20 protein-coding genes are annotated in these 26,252 nt (G+C 69.6%); 8 read left to right on the top strand and 12 right to left on the bottom strand.

The window, feature by feature from the left end; genetic code table 11:
* Positions 1-178: 178 nt before the first annotated feature.
* Positions 179-1,609, bottom strand: a complete 1,431-nt coding sequence (pyk, locus tag ACFQUV_RS16905) for a pyruvate kinase (protein WP_129608875.1) — start codon at positions 1,607-1,609, stop codon at positions 179-181.
* A 748-nt stretch (positions 1,610-2,357) separates the two neighbouring features.
* Between pyk and pflB the strand changes: the two genes are divergently transcribed.
* From pflB to ACFQUV_RS16925, 4 genes are all read left to right on the top strand, one after another.
* Complete coding sequence (gene pflB / locus ACFQUV_RS16910) at positions 2,358-4,616, top strand: formate C-acetyltransferase (RefSeq protein WP_129608876.1); 2,259 nt, start codon at positions 2,358-2,360, stop codon at positions 4,614-4,616.
* 33 nt (positions 4,617-4,649) lie between these two features.
* Positions 4,650-5,570 carry a formate/nitrite transporter family protein gene (locus tag ACFQUV_RS16915; protein ID WP_129608877.1) on the top strand — a complete coding sequence of 307 codons (921 nt, stop codon included), beginning with the start codon at positions 4,650-4,652 and terminating at the stop codon, positions 5,568-5,570.
* A complete protein-coding gene (gene pflA / locus ACFQUV_RS16920; protein ID WP_280176753.1) occupies positions 5,567-6,373 on the top strand; it encodes a pyruvate formate-lyase-activating protein in 807 nt (268 codons plus the stop codon). The genes ACFQUV_RS16915 and pflA overlap by 4 nt, the downstream gene beginning before the upstream one ends.
* Before the next feature lie 116 nt (positions 6,374-6,489).
* On the top strand, positions 6,490-8,379 hold the full coding sequence (locus tag ACFQUV_RS16925; RefSeq protein WP_129608879.1) for a sensor histidine kinase: 1,890 nt from the start codon (positions 6,490-6,492) through the stop codon (positions 8,377-8,379).
* A 100-nt stretch (positions 8,380-8,479) separates the two neighbouring features.
* Here the strand turns inward: ACFQUV_RS16925 and otnK are convergent, their stop codons facing one another.
* From otnK to ACFQUV_RS16960, 7 genes are all read right to left on the bottom strand, one after another.
* On the bottom strand, positions 8,480-9,739 hold the full coding sequence (otnK, locus tag ACFQUV_RS16930) for a 3-oxo-tetronate kinase (protein ID WP_129608880.1): 1,260 nt from the start codon (positions 9,737-9,739) through the stop codon (positions 8,480-8,482).
* A gap of 41 nt (positions 9,740-9,780) precedes the next feature.
* A complete protein-coding gene (locus ACFQUV_RS16935) occupies positions 9,781-10,446 on the bottom strand; it encodes an arylsulfatase (RefSeq protein WP_129608881.1) in 666 nt (221 codons plus the stop codon).
* 181 nt (positions 10,447-10,627) lie between these two features.
* Positions 10,628-11,713, bottom strand: a complete 1,086-nt coding sequence (locus ACFQUV_RS16940; RefSeq protein ID WP_129608967.1) for an isocitrate/isopropylmalate dehydrogenase family protein — start codon at positions 11,711-11,713, stop codon at positions 10,628-10,630.
* Positions 11,714-11,873: 160 nt separating this feature from the next.
* The gene (locus tag ACFQUV_RS16945) at positions 11,874-13,382 is read right to left on the bottom strand and encodes a tripartite tricarboxylate transporter permease (protein ID WP_129608882.1); all 1,509 of its coding nucleotides are present in this window, start codon (positions 13,380-13,382) and stop codon (positions 11,874-11,876) included.
* Positions 13,383-13,391: 9 nt separating this feature from the next.
* Positions 13,392-13,934 (bottom strand): tripartite tricarboxylate transporter TctB family protein, encoded by a 543-nt coding sequence (locus ACFQUV_RS16950; protein WP_378395325.1) that lies wholly within the window; start codon positions 13,932-13,934, stop codon positions 13,392-13,394.
* Positions 13,935-14,026: 92 nt separating this feature from the next.
* Positions 14,027-15,007: a tripartite tricarboxylate transporter substrate binding protein gene (locus ACFQUV_RS16955; RefSeq protein ID WP_129608884.1), complete on the bottom strand. Its 981-nt coding sequence runs from the start codon at positions 15,005-15,007 to the stop codon at positions 14,027-14,029.
* Between the two features lie 274 nt (positions 15,008-15,281).
* Positions 15,282-16,205 (bottom strand): LysR family transcriptional regulator, encoded by a 924-nt coding sequence (locus ACFQUV_RS16960; protein WP_129608885.1) that lies wholly within the window; start codon positions 16,203-16,205, stop codon positions 15,282-15,284.
* A 200-nt stretch (positions 16,206-16,405) separates the two neighbouring features.
* Between ACFQUV_RS16960 and ACFQUV_RS16965 the strand changes: the two genes are divergently transcribed.
* Both ACFQUV_RS16965 and ACFQUV_RS16970 read left to right on the top strand, forming a co-directional pair.
* The gene (locus ACFQUV_RS16965) at positions 16,406-17,473 is read left to right on the top strand and encodes an isocitrate/isopropylmalate dehydrogenase family protein (RefSeq protein ID WP_129608886.1); all 1,068 of its coding nucleotides are present in this window, start codon (positions 16,406-16,408) and stop codon (positions 17,471-17,473) included.
* Between the two features lie 99 nt (positions 17,474-17,572).
* A complete protein-coding gene (locus ACFQUV_RS16970; RefSeq protein ID WP_129608887.1) occupies positions 17,573-18,508 on the top strand; it encodes an amidohydrolase in 936 nt (311 codons plus the stop codon).
* A 39-nt stretch (positions 18,509-18,547) separates the two neighbouring features.
* On the opposite strand, the gene proB is transcribed toward ACFQUV_RS16970, so the two are convergent.
* Complete coding sequence (proB, locus tag ACFQUV_RS16975; RefSeq protein WP_129608888.1) at positions 18,548-19,708, bottom strand: glutamate 5-kinase; 1,161 nt, start codon at positions 19,706-19,708, stop codon at positions 18,548-18,550.
* Between the two features lie 309 nt (positions 19,709-20,017).
* Here proB and ACFQUV_RS16980 point away from each other — a divergent pair, with 309 nt between their 5' ends.
* A complete protein-coding gene (locus ACFQUV_RS16980) occupies positions 20,018-20,758 on the top strand; it encodes a DUF72 domain-containing protein (RefSeq protein ID WP_244601558.1) in 741 nt (246 codons plus the stop codon).
* Between the two features lie 28 nt (positions 20,759-20,786).
* Here ACFQUV_RS16980 and ACFQUV_RS16985 read toward each other — a convergent pair whose 3' ends face one another.
* Positions 20,787-21,791: a GDP-L-fucose synthase gene (locus tag ACFQUV_RS16985; RefSeq protein WP_244601559.1), complete on the bottom strand. Its 1,005-nt coding sequence runs from the start codon at positions 21,789-21,791 to the stop codon at positions 20,787-20,789.
* A gap of 132 nt (positions 21,792-21,923) precedes the next feature.
* Here ACFQUV_RS16985 and ACFQUV_RS16990 point away from each other — a divergent pair, with 132 nt between their 5' ends.
* Positions 21,924-23,342 (top strand): hypothetical protein, encoded by a 1,419-nt coding sequence (locus ACFQUV_RS16990; protein ID WP_129608891.1) that lies wholly within the window; start codon positions 21,924-21,926, stop codon positions 23,340-23,342.
* On the opposite strand, the gene ACFQUV_RS16995 is transcribed toward ACFQUV_RS16990, so the two are convergent.
* Positions 23,326-25,188, bottom strand: coding sequence for a glycosyltransferase (locus ACFQUV_RS16995; RefSeq protein WP_129608892.1), 1,863 nt, complete (start codon positions 25,186-25,188; stop codon positions 23,326-23,328). The genes ACFQUV_RS16990 and ACFQUV_RS16995 overlap by 17 nt on opposite strands.
* 60 nt (positions 25,189-25,248) lie before the next feature.
* Entirely contained in the window at positions 25,249-26,151 is a 903-nt protein-coding gene (locus ACFQUV_RS17000; protein WP_129608893.1) for a PepSY-associated TM helix domain-containing protein, read from the bottom strand.
* Positions 26,152-26,252 lie beyond the last annotated feature (101 nt).

Here is a 26,252-nt window from a genome sequence, read left to right on the forward strand (position 1 = left end):
GCGCCGTGCCGCCGGATCATACAGTTTGCAGTTTGCGGGTGATCAGTTCTCGTCTTTCCGGGACGCCGCGCAGCGGCGAGCCCAGAATCCAGCGCCAATTCGGAACTCTCGGCTGGATTCCGGACAGCCGCTTCGCGGCTTCCGGAATGACCACCAAATCGATCAGTCGGATCTCGTATCAGACCTCGCGCTTGTCGCTGATCTGCGCGACCCGCAGATTGTTGGTGGTGCCGGCACGGCCGAACGGAATGCCGGCCACGATGACGATGAAGTCGGCCGGCTGGGCGAAGCCCTCCAGGCTCGCCACCGACATGCCGCGCTCGACCATCTCCTCGTAGGAGCCGACGTCGCCGGCGAGCGAGGCATGCACGCCCCACAGCAGGCTCATGCGGCGCGCCGTCTCGCGGCTCGGCGTGATCGCCAGGATCGGCAGCGGCGGGCGCTTGCGGGCGATGCGGGTCGCGGTGGTGCCGGACGACGTGAAGGCCACGATGGCGGGCGCCCCGATCGACTCGGCGAGATCGGCGGCGGCGGCCGCCACCGCATGGGGCGGCGTCTCCTCGGTGCCGGGCTGCGACGCCTGGACGATCGAGCGGTACAGCTTGTGGGCCTCGGTGGCGCGGATGATCCGGTCCATCATCGCGACGGTCTCGACCGGATAGCGGCCGGTCGCGGACTCGGCCGACAGCATCACGGCGTCGGCGCCGTCGTAGATGGCGGTGGCGACGTCGGAGGCTTCGGCTCGCGTCGGCGTCGGCGCCCCGACCATGGAGTCGAGCATCTGGGTGGCGACGATCACCGGCTTGGCGGCCTGGCGGCAGGCCCGCACGATCTCCTTCTGCCGGCCCGGCACCAGCTCGTGCGGGATCTCGACGCCGAGATCGCCGCGCGCCACCATGACACCGTCGGCGAGACGGAGGATGTCGTCGATCGAATCGAGGGCGCTCGGCTTCTCGATCTTGGCGATGAGGCCGGCGCGGTCACCGACCAGTCGGCGCGCCTCGATGACGTCGGTCGCCTTCTGGACGAACGACAGCGCCACCCAGTCGACCCCGAGCTCGAGCCCGAAGGCGACGTCGGCGCGATCCTTGGGGGTGAGCGGCGAGACGTCCAGGATGGTGCCCGGCAGGTTGACGCCCTTGCGATTGGAGATGGTGCCGCCGAGCACCACCTCGGCGTCGATCGAGTCGCCGGTCAGCCCCGTCACCCGCACCTTCACCCGGCCGTCGTCGATCAGAAGCTCGTGGCCCGGCAGCACGGCATCGAAGATCTCGGGATGCGGCAGCGGGATCGACATGGCGTCGCCGTCGGCGCCGGTGCGCACGAAGCGGATCGCCTCGCCGGCCTCGACCTGCACGGCACCGCCCGCCAGCGTGCCGACGCGGATCTTCGGCCCCTGGAGATCCTGAAGGATGCCGATGGAGCTGCCGACCTCGGCCTCCAGCGCCCGGATGGCGGCGTGCACCCGCGCATGGTCGTCGTGGGTGCCGTGGCTGAAGTTCAACCGGAAGGTGTCGACGCCGGCGAGCAGAAGGGCACGCAGCGTCGCCGGATCGGCACTCGCGGGACCGACCGTGGCCACGATCTTGGCTCGACGAAAACGACGCATGGCAAACCTGCTCGATCATTTGGTGTGTGTCGGACCGCCGTCGAGGGCGGCCGACGGAAACGCCGGGGGAGCGCTTCCGCCGTTGTTGGTAGCCGGTGAAGGACCCGCACCGCAATCGGCTTCGCGCGATCGGCGCCCGGCCGAATGCCGGCTCTGCGCCGGAGCACGACACGAGACGCACGACACGAGCGCACGACGTGAGGCGCAGACGACCGACCTCGAGCACCGCCGCGCGCCTCCAAGGGGCTGCTCCTCGCGAACGCATCGCGACGGCGGCCGACCATCGCGCGGCTTCGTGCAACAAATAAGACCGGGCGACGACCATCGCGCCGTGTGCGCCACCCGACGTGCGGCGCCGGCGGGCGCGTCCGACCCTCGCGGCGGCGCCCGCCACGGCGGCTACGGCCTACGAACTACTGCTTACCGGCGAGGGGCCGTCGCAAGAAACTTCATCGTGCCTGCCGGGTCGCGTCATCCCATGTCGTCGGGGCGCGCCGGACGCGAACATTCGGAAAGGTCCCCGCCCAGCGGGCATCTGGCATTCGCGGCGCCGCCTGCCGGGCGAAGTATGTGGTGATATATCACGCTCGCTGTCCGGGCCGCCGCGGCCCTCGCGTCGCCCCGTCATGACGCAGTCTCGTCGCGGTCTCCGCATGGTTCGACACGACGTCGATCCCGGCCGACAGCCCGTGAGGCGCGACCGTCCAGGTCTCGCCACACGGCCGAACCTGATCAGAACGAGGTCGTCATGAACGCCGTCACCGAGAACGCCACCGCCGGAGAGCCCTGGACCGGCTTCGCCGCCGCACCGTGGCAGAGCCGCATCGACGTGCGCGGCTTCATCCAGGCGAACTACAACCCGTATCTCGGCGACGCGCGCTTCCTGGCCGGCCCGACGACCCGCACCCTCGGCCTCTGGGCGAAGCTCTGCGACCTGCTCGCCGAGGAGCGCCGCAAGGGCGTTCTCGACGTCTCGGTCGATCGCCCGGCCGCCATCACGGCGCATGCGCCGGGCTACATCGAGCGTGACGCCGAGCTGATCGTCGGCCTCCAGACCGACGCGCCGCTCAAGCGCGCCATCATGCCGAACGGCGGCCTGCGCATGGTCGAGACCGGCCTCGAAGCCTACGGCTACACGGTCGATCCCGTGGTGCAGGAGATCTGGACCAAGTACCGCAAGAGCCACAACCAGGGTGTCTTCGACGGCTACTCGCCGGAGATCATGGCGGCGCGCAAGTCCGGCATCGTCACCGGCCTGCCGGACGCCTACGGGCGCGGCCGCATCATCGGCGACTACCGTCGCGTCGCCCTCTACGGCACCGATCGGCTGAAGGCCGACAAGCGGCGCGAGCTGCACGAGATCGACGACGCGGTGTTCGACGAGGCGACGATCCGGCTGCGCGAGGAGCTCAACGAGCAGATCCGCGCCCTCGACGAGCTGGCCGAGATGGCGGTGAGCTACGGCTGCGACGTGACCCGCCCGGCCGCCAGCGGCCGCGAGGCGGTGCAGTGGACCTATCTGGGCTATCTCGCCGCCGTGAAGGAGCAGAATGGCGCCGCGATGTCGCTCGGCCGCGTCTCCACCTTCCTCGACATCTATCTCGACCGCGATCTTTCGCGCGGGCTCATCACCGAGGCGCAGGCCCAGGAGCTGATCGACGATCTCGTCATGAAGCTGCGCATCGTCCGCTTCCTGCGCACGCCCGAGTACGATTCGCTGTTCTCCGGCGATCCGACCTGGGTGACCGAGTCGATCGGCGGCATCGGCGAGGACGGCCGTCCGCTGGTCACCAAGACCAGCTTCCGCTTCCTCCAGACCCTCTTCAATCTCGGCCCGGCGCCGGAGCCGAACCTGACGGTGCTGTGGTCGACGCAGCTTCCCGAGGGCTTCAAGGACTACTGCGCCAAGGTGTCGATCGAGACCTCGTCGATCCAGTACGAGAACGACGACGTCATGCGGCCGCACTGGGGCGACGACTACGGCATCGCCTGCTGCGTGTCGCCGATGCGCATCGGCAAGCAGATGCAGTTCTTCGGCGCCCGCGCCAACCTGGCCAAGGCGCTGCTCTACGCCATCAACGGCGGCGTCGACGAGAAGTCGGGCCTCCTGGTGGCGGAAGGCTTCACGCCGATCGAAGGCGACGTGCTCGACTACGACACCGTCGTGGCCAAGCTCGACCCGATGCTGAGCTGGCTCGCCAAGACCTACGTCAAGGCGCTCAACGTCATCCACTACATGCACGACAAGTACGCCTACGAGCGCATCGAGATGGCGCTGCACGACCGCGACGTGCTGCGCACCATGGCGTGCGGCATCGCCGGCCTGTCGGTCGCCGCCGACAGCCTGTCGGCCATCAAGCACGCCACCGTGAAGGTGGTGCGCAACGCCGCCGGGCTGGCCGTCGACTACGTGATCGAGGGCGACTATCCGGCCTACGGCAACAACGACGATCGCGTCGACGCCATCGCGGTGTGGCTGACCGAGACCTTCATCGAGAAGATCAAGGCGCAGCCCTGCTTCTATCGCGACGCGATGCCGACCCAGTCGGTGCTGACCATCACGTCCAACGTGGTCTACGGCAAGAAGACCGGCAACACGCCCGACGGCCGCCGCGCCGGCGAGCCGTTCGCGCCCGGCGCCAACCCGATGAACGGCCGCGACCGCAAGGGCTTCGTGGCGGCCGGCGCCTCGGTGTCGAAGATCCCGTATGCCTGCGCGCTCGACGGCATCTCGTGGACCGCCTCGGCGACCCCGACGGCGCTCGGCCGCGTGCCGGAGGAGCGGCAGAAGAACCTCGCCGCCTGCCTCGACGCCTTCGCGGGCGCCATGGGCCACCACGTCAACGTCAACGTGCTCGACCGCGAGACCCTGCTCGACGCCATGGAGCGCCCGGAGGTCTATCCGCAGCTCACCATCCGGGTCTCCGGCTATGCGGTGAACTTCGTCAAGCTGACGCGCGAGCAGCAGCTCGACGTCGTCAACCGGACGTTCCACGCCGGCATGTGACGGCGGCGGACGGGCGGTCGGGAGGAGCGGACCATGGGGACGGACGACAGCGGAGGACGCGCCGATGCTCTCGGCGCGCTCGGCGCGGGCGCTCTGGCGCCGGCCGCGATCCAGGAGAAGATCGAGGTCCTCGGCATCAAGAAGGTCCGCCTGCCGCTGCCCGCCAGCGCCCTGCTCGCGGTGGTGGCCGGCGGCTTCATCGGCCTCGGCGCGCTGTTCTTCTGCATCGTGCTGGCCGATCCGACGCTCGGCTTCGCGGCCCAGCGCGTGCTCGGCGGCGTGGTTTTCTCGCTCGGCCTCGTCCTGGTGACGATCGCCGGCGCCGAGCTGTTCACCGGCAACTGCCTCGTCGTCATGGCGTGGATGAGCCGGCAGATCCGCGGCGCCGAGGTGCTGCGGAACTGGGCCGTCGTGTGGATCGGCAACCTGGTCGGCGCACTCGGGCTCGTCGCCCTGGTGGTCCTGGCGCACCATCCGGATCTCGGCGACGGCCGCGTCGGCGCCGCCGTGCTGACGCTGGCGGCCGGCAAGATCGCGCCGGACGCCGCCACCATCTTCGTCAAGGGCGTGCTCTGCAACGTGCTGGTCTGTCTCGGCGTGTGGCTCGCTCATGCGGGCCGCTCGGTCACCGACAAGATGGCCGGCATGGTGCTGCCGGTCGCCTGCTTCGTCGCCGCCGGCTTCGAGCACTGCGTCGCCAACATGTACATCCTGCCGCTCGCCTGGGTGCTGGTCGCCACCGGCCAGGTGCCGGCGGGCTTCGACGCCTCGCTGATCACGCTCCCGGGCATCGCCCACAATCTGATCGCGGCGACGCTCGGCAACATCGTGGGCGGCGCCGGACTGGTCGGCCTGGTGTACTGGACGATCTACCGCCGATGCCTCGGCGAACGCGAACCCGCCGGCGGCGCCCGGCGCGGCCCGGTGGTCGGCACCGGCGGGAGGGCATCGTGATCCGCCCCTCGCTCCCGGGGACCGCGGGCCCGGCGGCCAGGCCGAGCGTCGCACCAGGAATCGCCCCTTCCGATCCCGTCGGCTTCCTGCATTCGGTCGAGACCGGCGCGGCCGGCGACGGGCCGGGCATGCGCTTCGTGTTCTTCATGGCGGGCTGCCCGCTGCGCTGCCAGTACTGCCACAACCCGGACACCTGGAAGCTGAAGGCGGGCCGCCGCATCGATCTCGACGAGGCGATCGCCGAGGTGGCGCCCTATCGCGGCTTCCTGCGCCTCGCCGGCGGCGTCACCGTGTCGGGTGGCGAACCGATGACGCAGCCGGAGTTCGTCGGCGCGCTGCTCGCCCGGCTGCACGACGAGCTGCGGCTGCACACCGCGCTCGACACCACCGGGTTCCTCGGCCGCAACGTCGCCGACGACTGGTTCGACCCGGTCGATCTGGTGATGCTCGACATCAAGCACGCCGACCCTGCCGCCTACCGGCGAATCACCGGCTGCGATCTCCAGCCGACCCTCGACTTCGCCCGCCGCATGGTGCGCCTCGGCGTCCCGATGTGGATTCGCTACGTGCTGGTGCCGGGCCTCACCGACGACGACGCCGACATCGCCCGGCTCGCCGGCTTCCTCGCCGATCTCGGCCCGCTGGTCCATCAGGTCGACGTGCTGCCCTATCATCGGCTCGGGGTGCAGAAATGGGCCGCGCTCGGCCGCCCCTATCCGCTCGGCGACACGCCGACCCCGACCCGCGCCGACATCGACGCCGCCGTCGCGATCTTCCGCAGCCACGGCCTGACGGCCCGGTGACCCGGCCGATCAGCGCCGCCTCTCGGTGTGCCGGGGGCCCCGGGATGTAGCCGAGAACTGGCCAGACGGTCAGGGCTGATATATCAGGTCTCTCGGGAGGACGGCATGGAGACCTCATGGACGCGGGAGCGAACGCCAGTGCGGCCACCGCGGCCGAGCCGCATTGTCGGCCCGCCACAGGCGCCGTCGGCCCGGATCGCGGAGGCGGCGGGCTGACGATCCGGCATCGCCTGTTCCTCCTCGTGGTCGCCTGCACGGCGCCGATGCTGCTGCTCTCCTTCGCGATCATCTGGCAGCTCGCCCACCGCGAGCGCGAGACGAGCCGGCAGGCCATCACCTATGCGTCGCGCTCGATCGTCAGCGCGGTCGACGCGCAGTTCCGGCACTACATCGCGGTCGGGCAGGCGCTGGCGATCTCGCCGTCGCTCCAGACCGGCGATCTCGCCGCCTTCAGGGCCGAGGCCGAGCGGGCCATGACGGTGGTGCCCGGCGGCTGGCTGACGCTCGCCGACACGACCGGCCAGCAGCTCGTGAACACGTTGATTCCCGCCGGCGAGCCTCTGCCCCGGTTGGCTCCCGCCGTGGCGGAGGACGGCCGTCGCGCCTTCGCGTCCAAGACGGTCAAGATCGCCGATGTCGTCTTCGGCCCGGTCGCCAAGGCGCCGGTGACCGGCATCGGCGTGCCGGTCTTTCGCGGCGGCGAGCCGGCCTATTATCTGCTCGTCGGGGTGCCGGCGGCATCCTTCCGCGCCCTGCTCAACGACGGCCGGATGCCGGAAGGCTGGCTGGTCGCCGTGATCGACAGCCGGGGCAACCTCGTCGCCCGCTCGCGCGACCACGACCGCCTGGTCGGCCAACCCGCCGCGGCGGGCTGGCGCGCCGCCATGCATCGGGACGGGCTGATCGAGACCGAGACCCTCGAGGGGCGCCCGGTGCTGACCGCCAACACGGTGTCGCCGCTCACCGGCTGGGCGGTCGGGGTGGCCTCCGAGAGGGCACTTCTGGAGGCGCGGGTCTGGCGGACGCTGGCGGTCGCCGGCCTGGCCAGCGTCATGGTGAGCGTCGCGAGCGGGCTGCTGGCCGCCTGGATCGCCCGGCGCATCACCGTCCCGATCCAGGCGCTCGAAACCGGCGCCGGGCTGCTGGAGCGCGGCGAGCGGGTCCGGTTCGGGGAGACCCGGGTGCCGGAGATCGATCGGGCGCTGCACGCCTTCGATGCCGCCGCCGCCGAGCTGACCGCTCACGAGCGTGCGGTGGCGACGTTGCAGAGCGAGCTGTGGCACGTCTCCCGCCTGTCCGAGATGGGGCAGATGGCGGCGGCACTCGCCCACGAGCTCAACCAGCCGCTCACCGCGCTCGCCGTCTATGTGGGCGGGTGCGAGCGCCTCATGAAGGCCGACCCGTTCGACGACGCGCGCCGGGAGCAGATGCGCAATCTGCTCAAGGCGATCTCCGACCAGGCGTTGCGGGCCGGCGAGATCATCAAGCAGCTCCGCAGCTTCGTGCAGAAGGGCGAGGGCGAGCGGCGGGTCGAGAGCGCCGGCAAGGTCATGCGGGAGGCGGCGCGGCTGGCGATGACGGCGGCCAAGCACAAGGACGTGACATTCCGCTGCAATGTCGACGACACCGCCAGCATCCTCGTCAACAAGGTGCAGATCCAGCAGGTCGTCTTCAACCTGATCCGCAACGCCATCGAGGCGATGGAGACGAGCGCACGCCGCGAGATCGACGTCACCGTCGTGGTCGGCGACGGACAGGTCGAGACGAGCATCGCCGACACCGGCTGCGGGCTGGCTCCGGAGATCGCCGCGCGCCTGTTCATGCCGTTCGCCTCGACCAAGACCCACGGCATGGGAATCGGCCTGTCGGTCTGCCGTGACATCATCGAGGCGCACCGGGGGCGCATCTGGGCGGACTCGATCCCCGACGGCGGAACCGTGTTCCGCTTCACGCTGCCGGTGGTCTCCAGCGATCCGGCCGACGATTCCGAGCCGACCGAGACGTGACGCTCGGCATCGCCGGAGGGCGCCCCGCGTGCCGGCGAGCGATCGCGCCGCTCGACGACGGCCGCCGGGCCGCGCGAGATCGGCCCGCCCCACGGCAGCGCTACTGGAGCAGGTCCCAGGCTTTGACGAAGAGGTCGGGGCTGCCGAAGTTGCCCGACTTGAGAGCGAGGGCGAGATCGGCACCGGACAGTGATCGCGTCCACGGCACGCCGGGTGCGATCTCGGGCCCGATGCGCAACGCCCCGACCCCGAGCGCGGCGACGACGGCGCCGGACGTCTCGCCGCCGGCGACGATCAGGCGCGTGAAGCCGCGGCCCGGAAGGGCGCGCGCGACGTCGGCGAGACACTGCTCGACGAGCTCGCCGGCCGCCGCCGGACCGAGCTTCTCCTGAACCCGCCGCAGGTCGTCGGGATCGGCACTGGAGTAGACCAGCAACGGCCGCGCGTCGGACTGGCGCGCGATCCAGTCGAGGATGTCCGCGGCGGAGAGCCGGCCGGCGCTCAGCACCAGCGGATCGATCTTAAAGGCCGGAAAGCCGGCGGCGAGCGCGGCAGCGACCTGGCCACGGGTGGCGGCCGAGCACGACCCGGCCAGGATGGCACAGCGGCCCGTCGGCGCCGCCATCCGCTGCCCGGTGCGCTCGTGCGGCGCGAGGCCGAAGGCCCCCGGCAGACCCATGGCGACCCCCGACCCGCCGGTGATGACGGCGAGATCGTGGGCGGCGGCACCGATGGCGCGGAGGTGTGCGTCGGTGATGGCATCGACGACGACGATACGATGGCCGGCGGCGCGCGCATCCGCAAAGGCGGCCTTCAGCGCCTCGGGCCCGGCTGCCACCGCCTCGTAGCCCACGAGACCGACCGACATCCGCGTCTGCCGCCCGAGCACGCGAACCAGATTGGAGTCGCGCATCGGCGTCAGCGGATGGTCCTTCATGCTGGAGTCGCTCAGCAGCACGTCACCGACGAACAGGTGGCCGCGATAGACGGTGCGCCCGTTCGCCGGAAAGGCGGGACAGGCCAGGGTGAAGTCGCTGCCGGTGACATCGAGCAACGCCTCGATCACCGGACCGATGTTGCCGTCGTCGGTGGAATCGAACGTCGAGCAGTACTTGAAGAAGAGATGACGGGCACCCGCCCCGGTCAGTGCCTCGGCAGCGCGGACCGCCTGCGCCACCGCGGCGGCCGCAGGGATCGTGCGCGACTTCAACGCCACCACGACGGCGTCGGCCTCGGAGATGTCCAGCTCCCGATCGGGAACGCCCGCCGTCTGAACGACATTCATGCCCTCGCGGGCCAGCATGAGCGCGAGGTCGGTCGCTCCGGTCAGATCGTCGGCGATGCAGCCCAGTCGGACCATTCTGGAGTCCTTCAGAGTTATGTCGGCGGCGTCTCGACCGCTCACCCGCCGCCACGCTCGACGAGCGCCCGCACCTTCCGGACGGCACTCGCCGGGCTGGTGAAGACCGGCGTCCTGGTCTTCTCCCGAACGGCGGCCTCGGCGTAGGAGGTGGAGAAATGCGCCAGCAGCAATGCGTCGTATCCGGCCAGCTGCTCCGCGGCCTCCGCCACGAGCGTGTTGTGGAGTGCCGCATCGCCGTTGTTGATCGCGACGAGAGCGCTCGGCACACAGACCGTCGTGAGCGTCGCCACCGACTGTCTGGCCCGAGCCAGCTCGTAGAACTCGTTCTCCATCGACGCGACTGCCGACGGATTCGTGACGATCATCGCCACCCGCGTGCCCTGATCGAGGGCCGCGTCGAACATCCCTTCATTCGGCTTCACGACGGGAATTCCGGACGTTCGTGCCGCCAGAGAAATCGCATCTCCGAAGGCCGAGCAGGTGAACAGCAGACCGTCGGCGCCGATCGCCTCGGCATAGGCCGTCAAAGCGCAGAAACGGCGAAACAGCTCGGGCGTCAGCCGACCCGCCGCGGCGAGATCGGGCGCCAGCGAGTCGTCGAGGATGTTGACGCAGTCGGCCGCGGGCCAGAGCGTGCGAAAGGCGTCCTCGATCGGCTGCATCGCAACCTTGAGGGCATGGACGAGGGCAATTCGCTTGGTCATTCAGGTCGCTCGGACTGCTGATATCCAGAACCATGGTTCGCGAAGATCGGGCTGCGGGCGGCGCCGTCCGATCGGCGCCTTGTCGAGCGTTCGTCGCCGCCCGCAGTCCGTCGGTGATGCCGGTGCAGTGTGGCCACCTGCCGGCTCCGCCGCATTCCATCGTCGCCGACGTGAGAGCCCCTCACGCCGCCGATGCTCGCCTCATGCAGACGGCCTCGGCCACCGCCCGACCGAACTCGTCGGTGTTCAGCGTGCCGCCGAGGTCCCGGGTCCGGGTCGCCGGGTCCGCCAGGACGATGTCGACAGCCTCCTGCATCGCCGCGCCGGCCGCCTCGAAGACCGGCAGCTTCCGCTGCTCGCCGAGCCAGCTCAGCATCATGGCGGCCGACAAGATGAGGGACGTCGGATTGGCGATGTTCAGGCCCTGAATATCCGGCGCCGACCCGTGCTGCGCCTGCGCGCAGATCTTCCCCGTCTCCGCGTTGGCATTGATCGATCCCGCGAGGCCGAGCCCTCCGGAGAGCTCGCTCGCCAGATCCGAAAGAATGTCCGCGTGGAAATTCGTGGCCACGATGACGTCGTAGCGGCTGGAGTCACGGACGAGGTGCGCCGCCATCGCGTCGATGATGACCTCGTTCAGCTCGACCTCCGGGAACTCGGCCGCGACGCTGCGCACCTGGTCGAGAAACAGCCCGTCGGAGATGATGAAGTTGTTGACCTTGTGGATCGCCGTCACCTTCTTGCGGCGCTTCATCGCCAGCACGAATGCGGCGCGCGCGATCCGCTCGCAGCCACGTGCCGTCAACTTGCGGACCGACAAAGCGACGTCGGGCGTCGGCATGAACTCGCCGATCCCCTTGTACATGTTGCGGTCCGGATAGAAGCCCTCCGTCGCCTCCCGCATGATGACCAGATCCATCGACTTGGCCACGGAGTTGAGGAACGGCCGGGACCGAGCCGGGCGGACATTGGCATAGAGATCGAGCTTGACGCGGAACTGGGCGGATGGATTCGGCCCGCCCTTGTCGCGGGGCGGGTAGTCCAGGTGCGAGATCGGCCCGAGAAGGATCGCGTCGTAGCTCTTCGACTTCTCGATGGTCTCGTCGCGCAATGTCGTGCCGTACCTCTCGAGACTGGCAAACCCGATATCGTCGAAATCGAACGAAAGCCCGAGATCAAATCCCCGATTGGCCGCCTGGAGCACCATGACCGCCGCCTCGGCGATCTCCGGCCCGATGCCATCTCCTGGCAGAACATAGATTCTCATCACTTTCTCCTTCCGCACGAACGAGACCCGCCGTTGCCTCGCCGCCTGGCCCCTTAGCATTCTCCGGCGAAGTGGACGCCGGTTCGCCGTCGAGAATGCGATCACGCAAGGACCTCTGCCGCTTCGCCCACCAGCTCCGGACGATCGAACACCGGCCTGATCACGACGCCTCCGCTGTTGCTCTCGCGGCGGCGAACTGCTTCGATTTCTTCAGAATGACCGGCAGGAACAGGAAGGCGACCGCGCAGATGAGCAGCACGAGCGCGATCGGCTTCTCGAAAAAGATCCAGTTCGAGCCGTCGGAGATGATCAGTGCCTGACGGTATGCCTGCTCCATCTTGCCGCCGAGGATCAGGCCGAGGACGAGCGGCTCGATCGGATACTTGTGCTGCCGCATGTAGTAGCCGAGCACGCCGGCCGCACCCGTGATCACCAGGTCGACATCGGAATAGTTGAGCCCCCACACGCCGATCGTCGAAACGACCAGGACGATCGGCATCAGGTACTTCGCGGGCACCCGCATCACTCGGGCGAACACGTTGACCAGCGGCCAGTTGAGGACCAGCAGCAGCACGTTGCCGACATACATGGACGCGATCAGCGTCCACAGCATGGCCCCGTGCTTCTCGAACATCAGAGGTCCCGGCGCGATATCGAGCATCATCAGGGCGCCGAGCATCACGGCCGTCGCGCCGCCACCGGGCAGCCCCAGCGTCAGCAGCGGCACCAGCGAGGCACCGCTCGCCGCGTTGTTCGCGGACTCCGGGCAGGCGACACCGCGAATGTCGCCGGTGCCGAGCCGCTCCGGGTTCCTGCACAGGCGTTTCTCGATGTTGTAGGCGATGAAGGTCGACAGCGTCGCTCCCGCGCCGGGCAGCATGCCGACCAGGAAGCCGAACACGGTGCCGCGGCCGATCGACGGCAGCGAATAGACGAACTCCGACCACGTCACCCAGATGCCCTTGGGCTCGATGATCTCGGCACGGACGCCCGAGCGCACCTCGCGGGCGGTGACCACCACCTCGGTGAGTGCGAACATGCCGATCGCGATGACCACGAAGTCGATCCCATCCGAGAGGAAGGGATTGCCGAAGGTGAAGCGGGCCGCCCCCGAGACGAGGTCGATGCCCACCGTCGCGATCATCAGGCCGAAGCAGGTGGTGATGATCGACTTGAGCACATTGGTGCCGGTCAGGCTCGCCACGGTGCACAGGCCAAACACCATCAGGGCGAAGAACTCGGCCGGCCCGAACAGCAGCGAATAGGTGGCGATCGGCTTCCCGACTAGGCTGAGCATCACGACCGAGAAAGTGCCGGCGATGAACGAGCCGATGGCCGCGATGGCGAGCGCCGGTCCGGCGCGGCCCTGCATGGCCATCTTGTGACCGTCGATCGTCGTGATCACGGATGCGGACTCGCCCGGAATGTTGACCAGGATCGAGGTGGTCGAGCCGCCGTACATGGCGCCGTAGTAGACCGACGTCAGAAGGATCAGCGCAGTCGCCGGCGACATCGAGAAGATCAGCGGGATCAGCATCGCCAATGTGGCGGCCGGGCCGAGCCCCGGCAGAACGCCGATGAGGGTGCCGATCAGGCAGCCGGACAAGGCGATGAGGATATTGGTCGGCTGTAGCGCGATGGCGAAGCCGCCGAGGAGCTGTTCCAGCATGGCGGGCTCCTATTGTCCGGCCTGGACGTCGAGGACGCCGAGGGGAAGCCGCACGTTCAGTCCGGTCTTGAAGGTCACGTAGATGATCGCCGTCGACGCGATCGCGAGCCCGAGAACGACATGCCAGCGCGTCTCGCCGAGCAGATAGAAGAACACCACCAGGACCGCGAAGGTGGCGAGCGGAAAGCCGAGATCCGGCATCGTCCACAGATAGCCGAGGATCACCGTCCACATGGCGATCAGATGCCACTCCGAGGCGACGCGGGCGACGAGCCCCCGGCGTGGCTCGGCGGCGGTGGCGGGCAGCGCGGTGCCGGCGTCCGGCTCCTTCGTCAGGCGTTCGATCAGATCCTTCGGGGAGACCAGCAGCCAGACGCCGCACACCGCGAAGATCACGCCGAGCAGATACGGAAACGTGGTCGGACCGGGCACGCCGGGAACGTGATAGAACTCCGGCACACTGTGGGCTTCCCACAAGTAGCCGAGGCCGACGAGGAGAATGACGAGCCCTTCGACACGCGCGCGGGTCGCATACAGGCGGAGACTGCTCATGGACGGACCTCCCTCGGCAAGGGACCGACTCGCGACGGCATCGGGTGCCGGACGACCAGCCGCCCAGCGGCCGGCACGGCCGCGGCAATGGCTTACTTGACGAAGCCGAGCTCCCTGAGCAGATCGCGCGACTGCCGGAGATCGTCGTTCAGGAATTGAACGAAGTCGTCTCCGAAGCGATTGACGGACTCCCAGCCGAGCTTCTCCAGCGCGGCCGCGTATTCGGGCGTCTCGACCATCTTCCTGATCGTGTCCGACCACCATTTGACGGCTTCGGGGGGTGCGCCGGGCGCCATGTAGAAGCCGCGCCAGACCAGGTAGCTGACGTCGACTCCCTGCTCGTAGGTGGTCGGGATGTCCTTGAGGCGCGACGACCTCTGCTGCGCCATGATGGCGAGGCCCCGCATCTTGCCGGCCTCCACCTGGCCCGCCGCCTCAGAGGTGTCGATCGCCGCCACCTGGACGTGACCGCCGAGCACCGCGGACACCGCCTCGGCGCCGCCCTGGAACGGGACGTAAGGCACCTTGGTCGGGTCGACGCCGATGGCCTTGGCGAACTTGGCGACCTTGATGTGGTCGAGCCCGCCCGGGGCGGAGCCGCCGGCGAAGGTGACGCCCTTCGGATTGGCCTTCATGGCGGTGACCATGTCGGCGAGGGTCTTGTACTTGGAGTCGTCCCTGACGAAGAAGCCGCCGATCTCGGCGACGGTCTGGGCGAGCGGGATCACGTCGTTGAAGGTGTGCGGCGTGCGGCCCATGGCCATGGTGAAGGTGAGCGAGTTGGCGGTCGCCACGATCAGATTGGGATCGCCCTTTCGTTTGGCGATGACGCTGGCGATGCCGACGGCGCCGCTGCCGCCCGGCACGTTGGTCACGTAGATCGGCTCGCGATAGAGACCCGTCTTTTGCAGAGCCGACACGGTCATGCGGCAGATGGTGTCGAGACCGCTTCCTGGACCGGACGGCGCCATGCATTCGACCTGCCCCTTGGGCTCCCACGCCTGCGACTGCGCCGGCGCCAGCCAGGCGAGGACCGCCACGGCTGTCGAGAGAAGGATTTGATGCCGATGCATTTGCTGATCCTCCGAGGGAACGCGCCCGACCTCGCGGCTCGATGCACGCGGCACGGCGGCTGGCCCTTGGTTGCACCAGATGCCGCGCAGGAAAACCCGAAATCTCAACGGTACCGCGTCGGCGCCGGGGCCTCGCGCGGGTCGGCGAGGCCGCCTTACGGCCGAACCTTCACCGGCGCACTATTGGGCATCGCCCGGCTTTAGGGAATGCGCTTTCGTCTACTTTCGAAGTTCAGAAATGCTGAATGTTGCCCCGTCTCGTCGGGGGCTCGCATCAATCCCGGGGGCGGCGACGACGCGAATCGCCATCGTCGGGCTTCCTGCTCTTCTGGGAGACGACCGCATTGATGGCTTCGTTGACGAAGGCGCGGATCAGCCATTCGCGTGGAGACGTGCGCGGCCACAGCAGGCCGAACTGCCGACTGGGCGCGTTCGGCAGCGAGATCTTGCGGATGGCCAGCCCCTCCAGCCGCGGCGCCGGCCATTCGGGAACGAGCGCCACTCCGATGCCGCGATCGACCATCATGCCGATCGCGTCCAGCGAATCGAGCTCGTACTGCTCGTGTGGCCGGATCTTCATCTTGCGGAGGTAGCGATCGGCGATCCGCCCGCCCCAATTGTTGCGGTCCTGGCGGATGAACGGCTCCGTCGCCAGAATGGCGAGCGGGTCGCGGGCGCGCATGCGCGCCGGCACCACCACCACCAGCGGCTCCTCGCGCAGCAAGGCCCAGTTCAGCGTCTTGGGAATCTTGAAATGCGGCTTGACCATGATGGCGATGTCGATCTGGTCGGCGATCACCTTGGGGTAGAGATCGGCCGACTGGCCGCGCACGATGTGCACGTCGATCTTCGGCCGGTTCCGCTTCAGCGCCACCAGGATGTCCGGGAGAAGCCCGATGATGGCGCTGTTGCTCGCCCCGACGGTGAGCCCGCCCGCCTCGATGCTGCCTCCGGCGATCGCGCTGATGTCGCGGGCGGCGCGCACCATCCGCACGGCCTCGGGCAGAATCGCGGCGCCCGCCGCGGTGGGTCGCATCGAATGCCCCGAGCGATGGATGAGCTTGCGGCCGATCTCGCCTTCCAGCACGCGGATACGCTGGATCACCGCAGACGGCGTGATGTTCAGCTTCCGCGCGGTCTCGGCCAGCGAGGAGGTCTCTGCGACCACGATGAAGGTCTGGAGGAAGCGCGTTTCCATCGTCAGTTATCCTAAAGCTCGAAACGCAAAAATTAATATTCCCTTCTTCTCGACCCTGCCCTCAGATCTAGCGGGAGGCGCGGCGGGGTCCGCGTCACCAGCCGTCGGTGGAATTCGCGGCATGGTGCGCCGACGTCGGGCGCGCAGCGATGGTGGCGTTTCTTCACACACGATAGCCGGATCATCGGGAGACTGTCAGCATGAAGATCGCTGTGCTTCCTGGCGACGATATAGGCCCGGAAATCACCGATGCGACGCTCGCCGTTCTGCGCACGGTCGACGACGTCCACCGCCTCGGGCTCGACTTCGAGATCCACGAGGTGGGGATGGCGTCGCATCGGCGATGCGGCACCACGCTGCCGGACCGGGTCGTGGAGATGGCGAGGGCCGCCGACGGCGTCTTGCTCGGTCCTGCCGGGATGACTGCGTATCCGCCCCTGTCCGAGGGTGGTCGCAACATCCCCGGCGCGATCCGCAAGGAGCTCGATCTGTTCGCCAACATCCGGCCGGCGCGCGCCCGGCGCGGCCTGCCGAAGGCGCAACCGGGCCTCGACTGCGTCATCGTGCGGGAGAACACGGAAGGCTTCTACGCCGACCGCAACCTCTATTTGGGATATGGCGAGTTCATGCCGACCCCGGACGTGGCGATGTCGCTGCGGCTGATCACGGCGCGTGCCTCGCGACGGATCAGCGAGCGCGCCTTCGCGATTGCCGAGACGCGCCGCAAGCATGTGACGTTCATCGGCAAGCGGCATGTCCTGAAGGTCACCGACGGCCTGTTCTGGCGCGAGGTCGAGCGGGTCGCGGCACAGCATCCCGACGTCACCTTGCGCGAGGTGGATGTCGATGCGGCGGCGGCCGAGCTCTACTCTCGTCCGCAGGCGTTCGACGTCATCCTGACCAGCAACATGTTCGGGGACATTCTCTCCAACCTGGCCAACGCCCTGGCCGGGAGCCTCGGGCTCGCCGCGGCGCTCAATGTCGGGGAGAAGCACGCGGCCGCCAATGCCGGCCACGGCTCGGCTCCCGACATCGCCGGCAAGGGCATCGCCAATCCGGCCAGCCTGATCCTGTCGGCCGCCATGCTGCTCGACTGGTACGGCGAGACGCGCGGGTCAGGGCCTCATCGCCAGGCGGCATCGGACATCGAGGCGGCCCTCGACGCCACGCTCGAGATGCCCTCGGCGCGGACGCCGGATCTCGGTGGAACGGCCGGCACCAAGGATGTCAGCGCCGCTCTGTGCGCGCTCATTCGCAATGGCAAGTGACGTTCTGATCGATCACGGGCTTCCCCGCCGGCATCGAACCGCGTGTGGACCACGGCTCTCCCCCGAACGAGGACGCACCGTCAAACTGGAGGCGAGACCATGTCCGGACCCACCCGCCGAGAGATCGTGGCGCTGATCGTGGGAGGAGCCGCATTGTCGACGGGCACTCTGCCGGCGTCGGCCGAGGAGGCGCGGACCGCTGGTCCGACCACCCCGACGTTCAAGGCGCCGCCGCTGACCTGCGACACGCATTTTCACATCTACGACAGCAAGTACCGGCCCGATCCCAAGGCCAGCCTGATCCCGCCGGATGCCTTGCTGGAGGACTATGCGAAACTACGGGCGAGGCTCGGGATCGAGCGCAGCGTCATCGTCCAGCCTTCCACCTATGGAACCGACAACTCGTGCATGCTCGACGCTCTGTCCCGGCTGGGCGGGGCGGCGAGAGGCATCGCGGTCGTCGACACGTCCGTGACCCAGGAGGAGCTGAAGCGGCTGGACGCGGCCGGCGTGCGCGGCATCCGGTTCAATCTCGGACGCAACACCGGCGCCACCACCGTCGAGATGATCGAGCCTCTCTCGAAGCGAATCGCGGATCTCGGCTGGCATATCCAGATGCACATGCTCGGTGCCGACATCGCCGCGCATGCGGCGCTCTTCCAGAACCTCCCGGTGATCACCGTGTTCGACCATCTCGGCCGCATTCCGCAGCCCGGCGGCAAGGATCATCCGGCCTTCAAGGTGATCGCCGACCTGCTCCAGCGAGGCCGGGCCTACACCAAGCTGTCGAGCATCTATCAGGACACGGCGGTCGGCCCGCCCGGCTATGCCGACATGGCCGTGCTCGCCAGGGCCTACCTCGCCGTCGCGCCCGAGCGCGTCCTCTGGGCCTCCGACTGGCCGCATCCGTCGCCCGGCAAGCACGGCAAGCCGGACGATGGGCTGCTGATGGATCTGAGCGCCGAATGGGCCGGAGACGACGCGACGCGGCGCAAGATCTTCGTCGAGAACGCGGCCGGGCTCTACCGCTTCTAGCGCGCGCAGCCCTGCCGGCTCGCTCGGGCCGCCCGCGCCCTACCCCTGCCCGAGCACCAGGTCGTCGCGGTGGATGATCGCGGTGCGGCCGTGGGTGCCGAGAATCGCCGGGATGTCGGCGGTCGAATGGCCGCGCAGGCGCTCGGCATCCTCGGCGTCGTAGGCGACCAGGCCGCGGCCGACCTCGAAGCCGTCCGGCCCGCGCACCAGCACGGCGTCGCCCCGGGCGAACGAGCCCTCGATGCGCACCACCCCGGCCGGCAGCAGGCTGCCGCCGCGGCGCAGCGCCGCCACCGCGCCGGCATCGATCACCACCGTTCCCTTCGGCTCCAGCGAGCCGGCGATCCAGCGCTTGCGCGACGTCACCGGGTTGTCGGTGGCGATGAACCAGGTGGCGCGGCCGCCTTCGGCGATGGCGCGCAGCGGGTGATCGATCCGGCCCGAGGCGATCACCATGTGGGTGCCGGCCGTGGTGGCGATCTTGCCGGCCTCGATCTTGGTCCGCATGCCGCCCTTGGACAGCTCGGAGGCCGAATCGCCGGCCATCGCCTCGATCTCCGGGGTGATGCACTCCACCACCGGGATCAGCCGCGCGCTCGGGTCGGCCCCGGGCGGAGCCGTGTACAGCCCGTCGATGTCGGACAAGAGCACCAGGAGGTCGGCGCTCGCCATGGTGGCGACGCGCGCGCCGAGGCGGTCGTTGTCGCCGTAGCGGATCTCGTTGGTGGCGACGGTGTCGTTCTCGTTGATCACCGGCACGACGCGCCAGTCGAGCAGGCGGCCGATGGTGGAGCGGGCATTGAGGTAGCGGCGGCGCTCCTCGGTGTCGCCGAGCGTCACCAGGATCTGGCCGGCCGTGATGCCGTGGCGGCCGAGCGCCTCGGCCCAGATGCGGGCCAGCGCGATCTGCCCGATGGCGGCCGCCGCCTGGCTGTCCTCCAGCGCCAGCGGCCCCTTGGGCAGCCGCAGCAGCGAGCGGCCGAGCGCGATGGCGCCCGACGAGACTACCAGGAGGTCGCGGCCGTCGCGGTGCAGGCCGGCGAGATCGTCGACCAGCGAGGCCAGCCAGGTCTCCTTGACGCAGCCGGCTTCGGCATCGACCAGCAGCGACGAGCCGACCTTGACGACGATGCGGCCGAAATCGCCGAGGGAGGGAATGCGGCCCGGCGTGGCCGGGTTGAGCGAGGAAGAACCGGACATGACCGAACCGGACGGGCTGGACGCGGACCTGCGGCGATGACGCGAGACGACGGACGACATGGCCTGCATGTCCCACACCCGGGCGGGGTTTGGCAATCGAGCCGGGCGCGCGGCTGCCGCCCGCCGGGCCGCCATCGGTGCCTCTGTAGGGTCTCCGACACAGACCGAAACCGAGTGCTGCCGCCGGGGTTTACTTCTGAGGAGCGGCATTTTTGGCCGGCTCTCGAGTGCCTATTTGATCGCATTTTCGACGGCGAACCGGGTCCCACTTCGCCGGAAAATGCTCCAGCTCGCAAGGAGTGTCGCACCGTGCCCGTCTCGTCGCAGGTCCATATCGGTACGTCGGGTTGGAGCTATGACGGCTGGCGGGGCTCGTTCTTTCCCGCGGATCTGCCCAAGCGGAAATGGCTGTCCTGGTACGGCACGCGCTTCAACTCCACCGAGATCAACGGCTCGTTCTATCGCACGCCGCCGCTCGGCGCCGTCTCGGCGTGGCACGACCAGACTCCGGAGGACTTCCTGTTCGCCTGGAAGGCGTCGCGCTTCATCACCCATTGGAAGCGGCTGTCGCCGCGCACCGCCGACAGCCTGGCGCTGATGCAGACCCGGCTGGACAAGCTCGGCGGCAAGGCCGGCCCGGTGCTGTTCCAACTGCCCGCCCGCTTCGGCGTCGATCTCGCCCGTCTCCAGGAGTTCCTCGGCCTCCTGGCTCCCGGCCGCCCCTATGTGCTGGAGGTGCGCGACGAGAGCTGGTTCGACGACGCCGTCTACGACCTGCTGCGGCAGCACGACGTGGCCCTGTGCTTCTCCGACCACCGCGACGCCCGCACCCCGTGGGTGATCACGGCGCGCCACGTCTATGTCCGCGGCCATGGGCCGGCGGGCGACTACCGCGACCGCTATCCGGAGGAGACCTTGCGCGACTGGGCCGGGCACATCCGCACCTGGCGCCACCAGATGCGCACCGTCTACGTCTATTTCGACAATGATCAGAAGGGCGCCGCGCCACACGACGCGCAGCGCCTGCGCGAGCTCGTTGCCGAGAGCTGACGCGCCGGGCGTCGACGTGCCGCTCTCGTCAGTCGAGCGGCCGGCCGGGACCGCGGGCGCCGCCGGCCAGGAAGTCCGCATAGGCCCGGGCGAGCCCGTCGGCGAGGTCGGTACGGGGGCGCCACCCCAGCGCCTCCAGGCGACGGCCGTCGAGCAGCTTGCGCGGCATCCCGTCCGGCCGGCTCGGATCGAACACGAGGTCGCCCGCATAGCCGACCGTGTCGGCGACCAGCCGGGCGAAGGCCGCGATGGTGATGTCGTGGCCGACCCCGACATTGACGATGCCGGGGGCCGACCAGTGCTTCAGCACGAACACGGCGGCGTCGGCGAGATCGTCGACATACATGAACTCGCGCCGCGGCTGGCCCGTTCCCCACACCGTGACGGTCGGGTCGCCGCGCCGCTTGGCCTCGTGGAACCGGCGGATCAGCGCGGCCGGCACATGGCTCGACTCGGGGTCGTAATTGTCGCCCGGACCGAACAGGTTGGTGGGCATCACCGAGACGAAGTCGCAGCCGTGCTGAAGCCGGTAGGCATCGCACAGGCGGATCGCCGCGATCTTGGCGATGGCGTACCATTCGTTGGTCGGCTCCAGCGGCCCGGTCAGCAGGGCCTCCTCGGGAATCGGCTGCGGCGCCTCGCGCGGATAGACGCAGGACGAGCCGAGATTGAGCAGCTTGCGGACGCCGCTCAGGCGCGCCGCCTGGATCACGTTCATCGCGATGGCGAGATTGTCGTAGATGAAGGAGGCCGGCCAGGTGCTGTTGGCGTAGATGCCGCCCACCCGGGCGGCGGCCACCACCACGACGTCGGGCTTCAGCCCGGCGATCAGACGCTCGGTCGCCTCCTGCCGACGCAGATCGGTGCCGGTGGCGTCGGTCACCAGCTCGCAGTCCTCGCTCGCCAGCCGGCGCATGATCGCCGCCCCGACCAGGCCCCGGTGACCGGCGACGAAGACGCGGAGGCCGCGCAGATCGAGCAGGGTCGGCGGCACCGCCCCGTCGGCAATCGATGAGGAAGGAGGCTGTGACACGCTGGGCATCCTTGCCGCGATGTGGGCTCTTGTGATTGATGCTGGGCGCCGGTTGGTGGCCCCGAACCACGGCCGTGCAACCTACCCCACCATTCCCGCAAGGGAAGCCCGGTTTGTTCGGGAACAACCAGCATGTGGACCACCGAGCACCTTGCCGCACTTGCCGAGGCTGTCGTCCGCGGGCCGTGCCGCGACGTCCTCGTGCTCGGGCCGGCCGAGGGGCCTGTCGCGGCCACCGTCCAAGCCGTCGTCGCGGCGCGGCAGGGATGCCTCACCATCCGCGATCCGTCACACTTCGATACCATTCCGCCGGCCGCGTCCGGCCCGGCGTCACCGCCGTCCCGTCTCGCCCGGCTGCGCGGCTGGCTGGCCGGCCGGTGGGGTCGCGACGGCGCCGACCTCGTGGTGGTGGACGACCTCGCCGCCACCCTGGCGGCTCCGGGGGTCACCGAGATGGCGCTGGCGCGGCTCGCCCGCGGCGGTCGCCTGATCGCCCGCGAGCCGCGCCGGCGTGACGTGGTGCCTCTGCTCGACCGTGCCCCGGCCGACCGCTGGTTCGCGCCGGCGCCGGGCGACGCCCCCGGGGCCGTCCGGGTGCTGGTCTGCGACCGGCCCGGCCGGCTGGGCCGGCGGCGCCTCGCCAAGCGGGTGGATGCCTGCCTCCTCTACAACGAGCTCGATCTCCTGGAGATCCGCCTGGAGGAGCTGTGGGAGCATGTCGACCATCTGGTCGTGGTCGAGGCCGAGACGACCTTTGCGGGCCGGCCCAAACCGCTGTTCCTGCGCGAGAATGCGGCCCGTTTCGCGCCCTATGCGGCGAAGCTCGTGCACCATGTCGTTGCCGCCCCGTCGCAGCCGCCGCCGCGGACCGAGGCCGAGCGGTTCGCCTGGGAGGCGCGGCAGCGGGACGCCATCGGCGACGCCCTGGCGCCGCTGCGGCTCTCGCCGGACGACATCGCGATGGTTGGCGACGTCGACGAGATCCCGCGCGGCACCGCGGTGGAGCGGGTCGACGCGCTCCTGGCGGCCCGCGACTACGCGGTCTTCGTTCTCGCCAACCACCGCGGTTATCTCAACAATCTGTCGCGCGAGGCGCTGAACGGGACGCAGTTCGCCGGGCCGGTGGCGTGCCGGGTCTCGACCCTGCGACGCGAGGGCGCCCAGGCGGTGCGGCGGGGCGACGAGAAGTCCGGCCATGTGGTGTCGCAGCGCTCGCCCGCCTACGCCTATGTGGAGGGCGGGGGCTGGCACTTCTCGTCGCTGGGCGGCCCCGAGGCGGTGTGGCTCAAGGCCGCCAACTTCTCCCACATCGAGGACCCCTACCGGGTGATCGGGCTCGGCGCGGCGGAGCCCGGCCAGCAGGTGTTCGGTGCGGCGCTCGACCGCGAGACCTGCCGGGCGCGCCAGCGGCTCTATCTGGCGCATTGCCAGCAGCCGGCCTTCGCGCCGCTCGACTTCGACCGCTTCGAGGTCACTGCCGACCTGCCGGCCCATCTGGTGGGGGCGCGCGAGCGCTATCGCGGTTTCTTCTTCTTCACCGACCTGGTCTGAGGGCGCGGACGAGGAGCCGCTCCCTCACACCCCGCAGGCCGTGGCGTGCCAGGAACACCGGCAGCCGCAGCAGGCGGGCCGGCAGGCCACGCACGTCGCGCAGATACGAGACGAGACCTTTGCGCAGCCGCCGGCGGCGGACGAGCTTGCGCAAGATGCGCTCCGCCTCGGCCTCGGCGACGACGTCATGGGGCGGCGCCGGCAGGTCGATCGGGGCGAAGTGCAGCCGGCGGTCGATCCGCGTTTGCGCCTCGGGCAGCTTGTCGGCAAACCCGCTGTGGCTCGGATCGTCGGCACGCCGCCGGTACTCCGCGGTGAGGCGCCAGGTGGGGACGAAGCGCGCCGAGGCCGAGAAGCGCAGCAGCAGGTAATAGTCCTCGCCGACCACCAGCTCCGGATCGGGACCGGCCCGCCGCAGCAGGTCGGACCGCGCCACCCAGGCGTTCGAGGCGATGAAGTTCTCGGTCCGGAACCGCGTCGCATCGAAGCGGGCGAGCAGCAGCCGGCTGCGGATGCCGCCGGGCTCGTCGACGGCGACCGAGCCCGAATAGGCGAGATCGAAGCCCGGATAGGCCGCGAGCGTCGCCAGGCCGGCGGCGACATGGTTCGGCATCACCGTGTCGTCGTCGTCGAGGACGGCGAAGAACGGCGTGTCGACGGCGGCGAGCCCGGTCCACAGCGCCGTGCTGCGCCGGCCGTTATCGGGTGACTCGATCACCCGGACCGGCAGCCGTCCAGGACGCGCCGCCACCCGGGCACGGATCGCATCGGCGTCGCGCCAAGCCACCACCAGCGCCCGGACGGTGGGATGCGTCTGCCGCTCCAACGAGTCGAGGGCACGGTCGAGCATCGCGAGGTCGCGGTCGCCGCTGCGCACCACCACGGTGACGGCTTGATCGGCCAGGTCGGGCGGCGAGGCCCAGCCGGCCCGCACTGCCGCCGTAAGGGCTGGGAGCTGATCGAGCAGCCGATCATAGGTGAACCGCTCGCTGACGATGCGGTGCGCGGTCGCCCGCATGGCTTCCGCGGCGTCCGGATGGGCGTCGATCCAGGCCAGGTGACGGGCGATGGCGGCGGCCACCGTCTCGGGCGGCGCCGTGCTGTCGACATAGAGAGCGGCGTCGCCGAACACCTCGCGCACGAAGGCGTGCTCGTCCGACAAAATGACGGCGCCGCCGATGGCGGCCTCGAACACCCGGCCGGCCGGCGTGCCGCCCCGACGATGGGCGTCCGAATGAAAGCACAGCGCGGCGGTCCGGCGGCCGAGCTCCGCCACGACGCTCTCGCCGTCGAACGGCAGGGTGGTCTTCGGCGGAAGGTCGGGCGGGTCGTGGCGGCTCGGCACCCCATAGCGGTGGAGCAGGACGGTCTTCGACAGCGCCTCGATCATGGCACGGTGCCGACCGCGGTCCCAACCGACCTCGAAATAGGCGAGCCCGCTGCGCGCGCCCTGCGGCAGCGGCGCCGCCTGGCACGACGGCACCCAGGTTCCTTCGACGAAGCCGGCCGGCACCGCGGCGATCAGGTCGCGGATGTGCCGCCGCGTCGCCCCATCGGCGAACAGGTGGCCGTCATAGGTGACGATGTTCTCGATGTAGTCGGGCTGCCCCTCCCAGAAGCCGGGCGGGTTCCACAAGAGGCCGAGCGTGGGAAACGGGGTGAGCTTCGGAACGATGAAGTGCTCGACCAGCACGAGATCGGGCGTGAAGGCGATGATGGCGGCGGGATCGTCGGACCGCATGCAGGGCCAATCGCGCCGGCCGCAGGCGATCTCCAGCCGGCGGAAGTGCTCGAACTCGGCCATCGGCCAATCGGCCTTGGTCATGGCGTGGACGGCGATCCGCATGCGCCGGGTCCTCCCGGGCGTGTTGATGCCGTCGCGCCACCGCCGTGACAAGCTGAAAGGTCAGGCCGACGCGGGGGCCGGGCCGCGCGTCCGCCGGCGGCGGAGCTGCCGCCGCCCCCACAGGACGAGCCCGGTGGCGAGCAGCGCCACCGCGGCGATCGAGATCACCACGTTGATCAGCGCCGAGACAGTGCCGGCCCAATTGCCCTCGTGGAGGAGCCGCGGCCAGTTGCGGCCGGCGGGGACGAGGCCGTCGCGGCCGACCGAGAAGACCGTGTGCTCGCCGCCGACGTCGATCCGGGCGAGCTGGTCGCGCCCGCGCTGGCGGACCCACAGCAGCGCCGACGGATCGTGCTGCGCCGTCACCATCCGCACCGCCTCGTGCAGCGGCACGGCGGGTCCGGCGGCCGGCAGCGGCCCCGACAGCGTGATCCCGAAGGCGAGCGCGAGCCCGGTGAGCGGGCTCAGGATCAGCAGCGGCAGCAGCACCCAGGCGACGCCCTTGTGCCAGCCGGCCAGCGAGTGCGACAGGCGCGGCCAGCCGAGCGCGATGCCGAGCCCGGCCAGCACCAGCATGGCGATGGTCGAGGCGGTGACGAGCCAGCCGAGATCGAAGATCAGGTGCTCGTGCAGGCCGCGCGAGCTGCCGAACAGGGCCGCGAGGGCGCCGGGGCCGGACCGTTCGGTGCCGGTCGAGAGATCGACCGTGAGGGGCGCGCCGCGCAAGCCCGAGAGGGTCAGCGATCCGTCATAGGGCCGCAGGAACAGCCCACGGGCCTGGCCGGCCGGATCGTGCTGCACGAGCAGCGCATCGAGCTGTGCGGCCGTGACGGTTCCGGGCGACCGGCCCGCCGCCATCGGCTCGAACGACAGGATCAGCCCAGTGATCAGAACGACGGCGAGCGGCAGCGCGAAGACGAGCGTGATCCAGCGGTGCAGCCGCAGCAGCAGCGGGCGTGACATGGTGGCCCCCGGTCATCGAATTCTGCCCGGGGTTATCGGCCGCAGGGCGGTATTCAAATGAAGTCTTGGTAATGCGCGGCGCAGGGTGGCTGCGACCCGGC

This window comes from Rhodoplanes sp. P11, from assembly GCF_964266735.1.
Taxonomy (GTDB): domain Bacteria; phylum Pseudomonadota; class Alphaproteobacteria; order Rhizobiales; family Xanthobacteraceae; genus Rhodoplanes; species Rhodoplanes serenus.

Excerpts from the sequence above, each read along its gene's own strand:
- pyk (WP_129608875.1), bottom strand. The coding sequence starts at position 1,609 with ATGCGTCGTTTTCGTCGAGCCAAGATCGTGGCCACGGTCGGTCCCGCG.
- pflB (WP_129608876.1), top strand. The coding sequence starts at position 2,358 with ATGAACGCCGTCACCGAGAACGCCACCGCCGGAGAGCCCTGGACCGGC.
- ACFQUV_RS16915 (WP_129608877.1), top strand. The coding sequence starts at position 4,650 with ATGGGGACGGACGACAGCGGAGGACGCGCCGATGCTCTCGGCGCGCTC.
- ACFQUV_RS16925 (WP_129608879.1), top strand. The coding sequence starts at position 6,490 with ATGGACGCGGGAGCGAACGCCAGTGCGGCCACCGCGGCCGAGCCGCAT.
- otnK (WP_129608880.1), bottom strand. The coding sequence starts at position 9,739 with ATGGTCCGACTGGGCTGCATCGCCGACGATCTGACCGGAGCGACCGAC.
- ACFQUV_RS16935 (WP_129608881.1), bottom strand. The coding sequence starts at position 10,446 with ATGACCAAGCGAATTGCCCTCGTCCATGCCCTCAAGGTTGCGATGCAG.
- ACFQUV_RS16940 (WP_129608967.1), bottom strand. The coding sequence starts at position 11,713 with ATGAGAATCTATGTTCTGCCAGGAGATGGCATCGGGCCGGAGATCGCC.
- ACFQUV_RS16945 (WP_129608882.1), bottom strand. The coding sequence starts at position 13,382 with ATGCTGGAACAGCTCCTCGGCGGCTTCGCCATCGCGCTACAGCCGACC.
- ACFQUV_RS16950 (WP_378395325.1), bottom strand. The coding sequence starts at position 13,934 with ATGAGCAGTCTCCGCCTGTATGCGACCCGCGCGCGTGTCGAAGGGCTC.
- ACFQUV_RS16955 (WP_129608884.1), bottom strand. The coding sequence starts at position 15,007 with ATGCATCGGCATCAAATCCTTCTCTCGACAGCCGTGGCGGTCCTCGCC.
- ACFQUV_RS16960 (WP_129608885.1), bottom strand. The coding sequence starts at position 16,205 with ATGGAAACGCGCTTCCTCCAGACCTTCATCGTGGTCGCAGAGACCTCC.
- ACFQUV_RS16965 (WP_129608886.1), top strand. The coding sequence starts at position 16,406 with ATGAAGATCGCTGTGCTTCCTGGCGACGATATAGGCCCGGAAATCACC.
- ACFQUV_RS16970 (WP_129608887.1), top strand. The coding sequence starts at position 17,573 with ATGTCCGGACCCACCCGCCGAGAGATCGTGGCGCTGATCGTGGGAGGA.
- proB (WP_129608888.1), bottom strand. The coding sequence starts at position 19,708 with ATGTCCGGTTCTTCCTCGCTCAACCCGGCCACGCCGGGCCGCATTCCC.
- ACFQUV_RS16990 (WP_129608891.1), top strand. The coding sequence starts at position 21,924 with ATGTGGACCACCGAGCACCTTGCCGCACTTGCCGAGGCTGTCGTCCGC.
- ACFQUV_RS16995 (WP_129608892.1), bottom strand. The coding sequence starts at position 25,188 with ATGCGGATCGCCGTCCACGCCATGACCAAGGCCGATTGGCCGATGGCC.
- ACFQUV_RS17000 (WP_129608893.1), bottom strand. The coding sequence starts at position 26,151 with ATGTCACGCCCGCTGCTGCTGCGGCTGCACCGCTGGATCACGCTCGTC.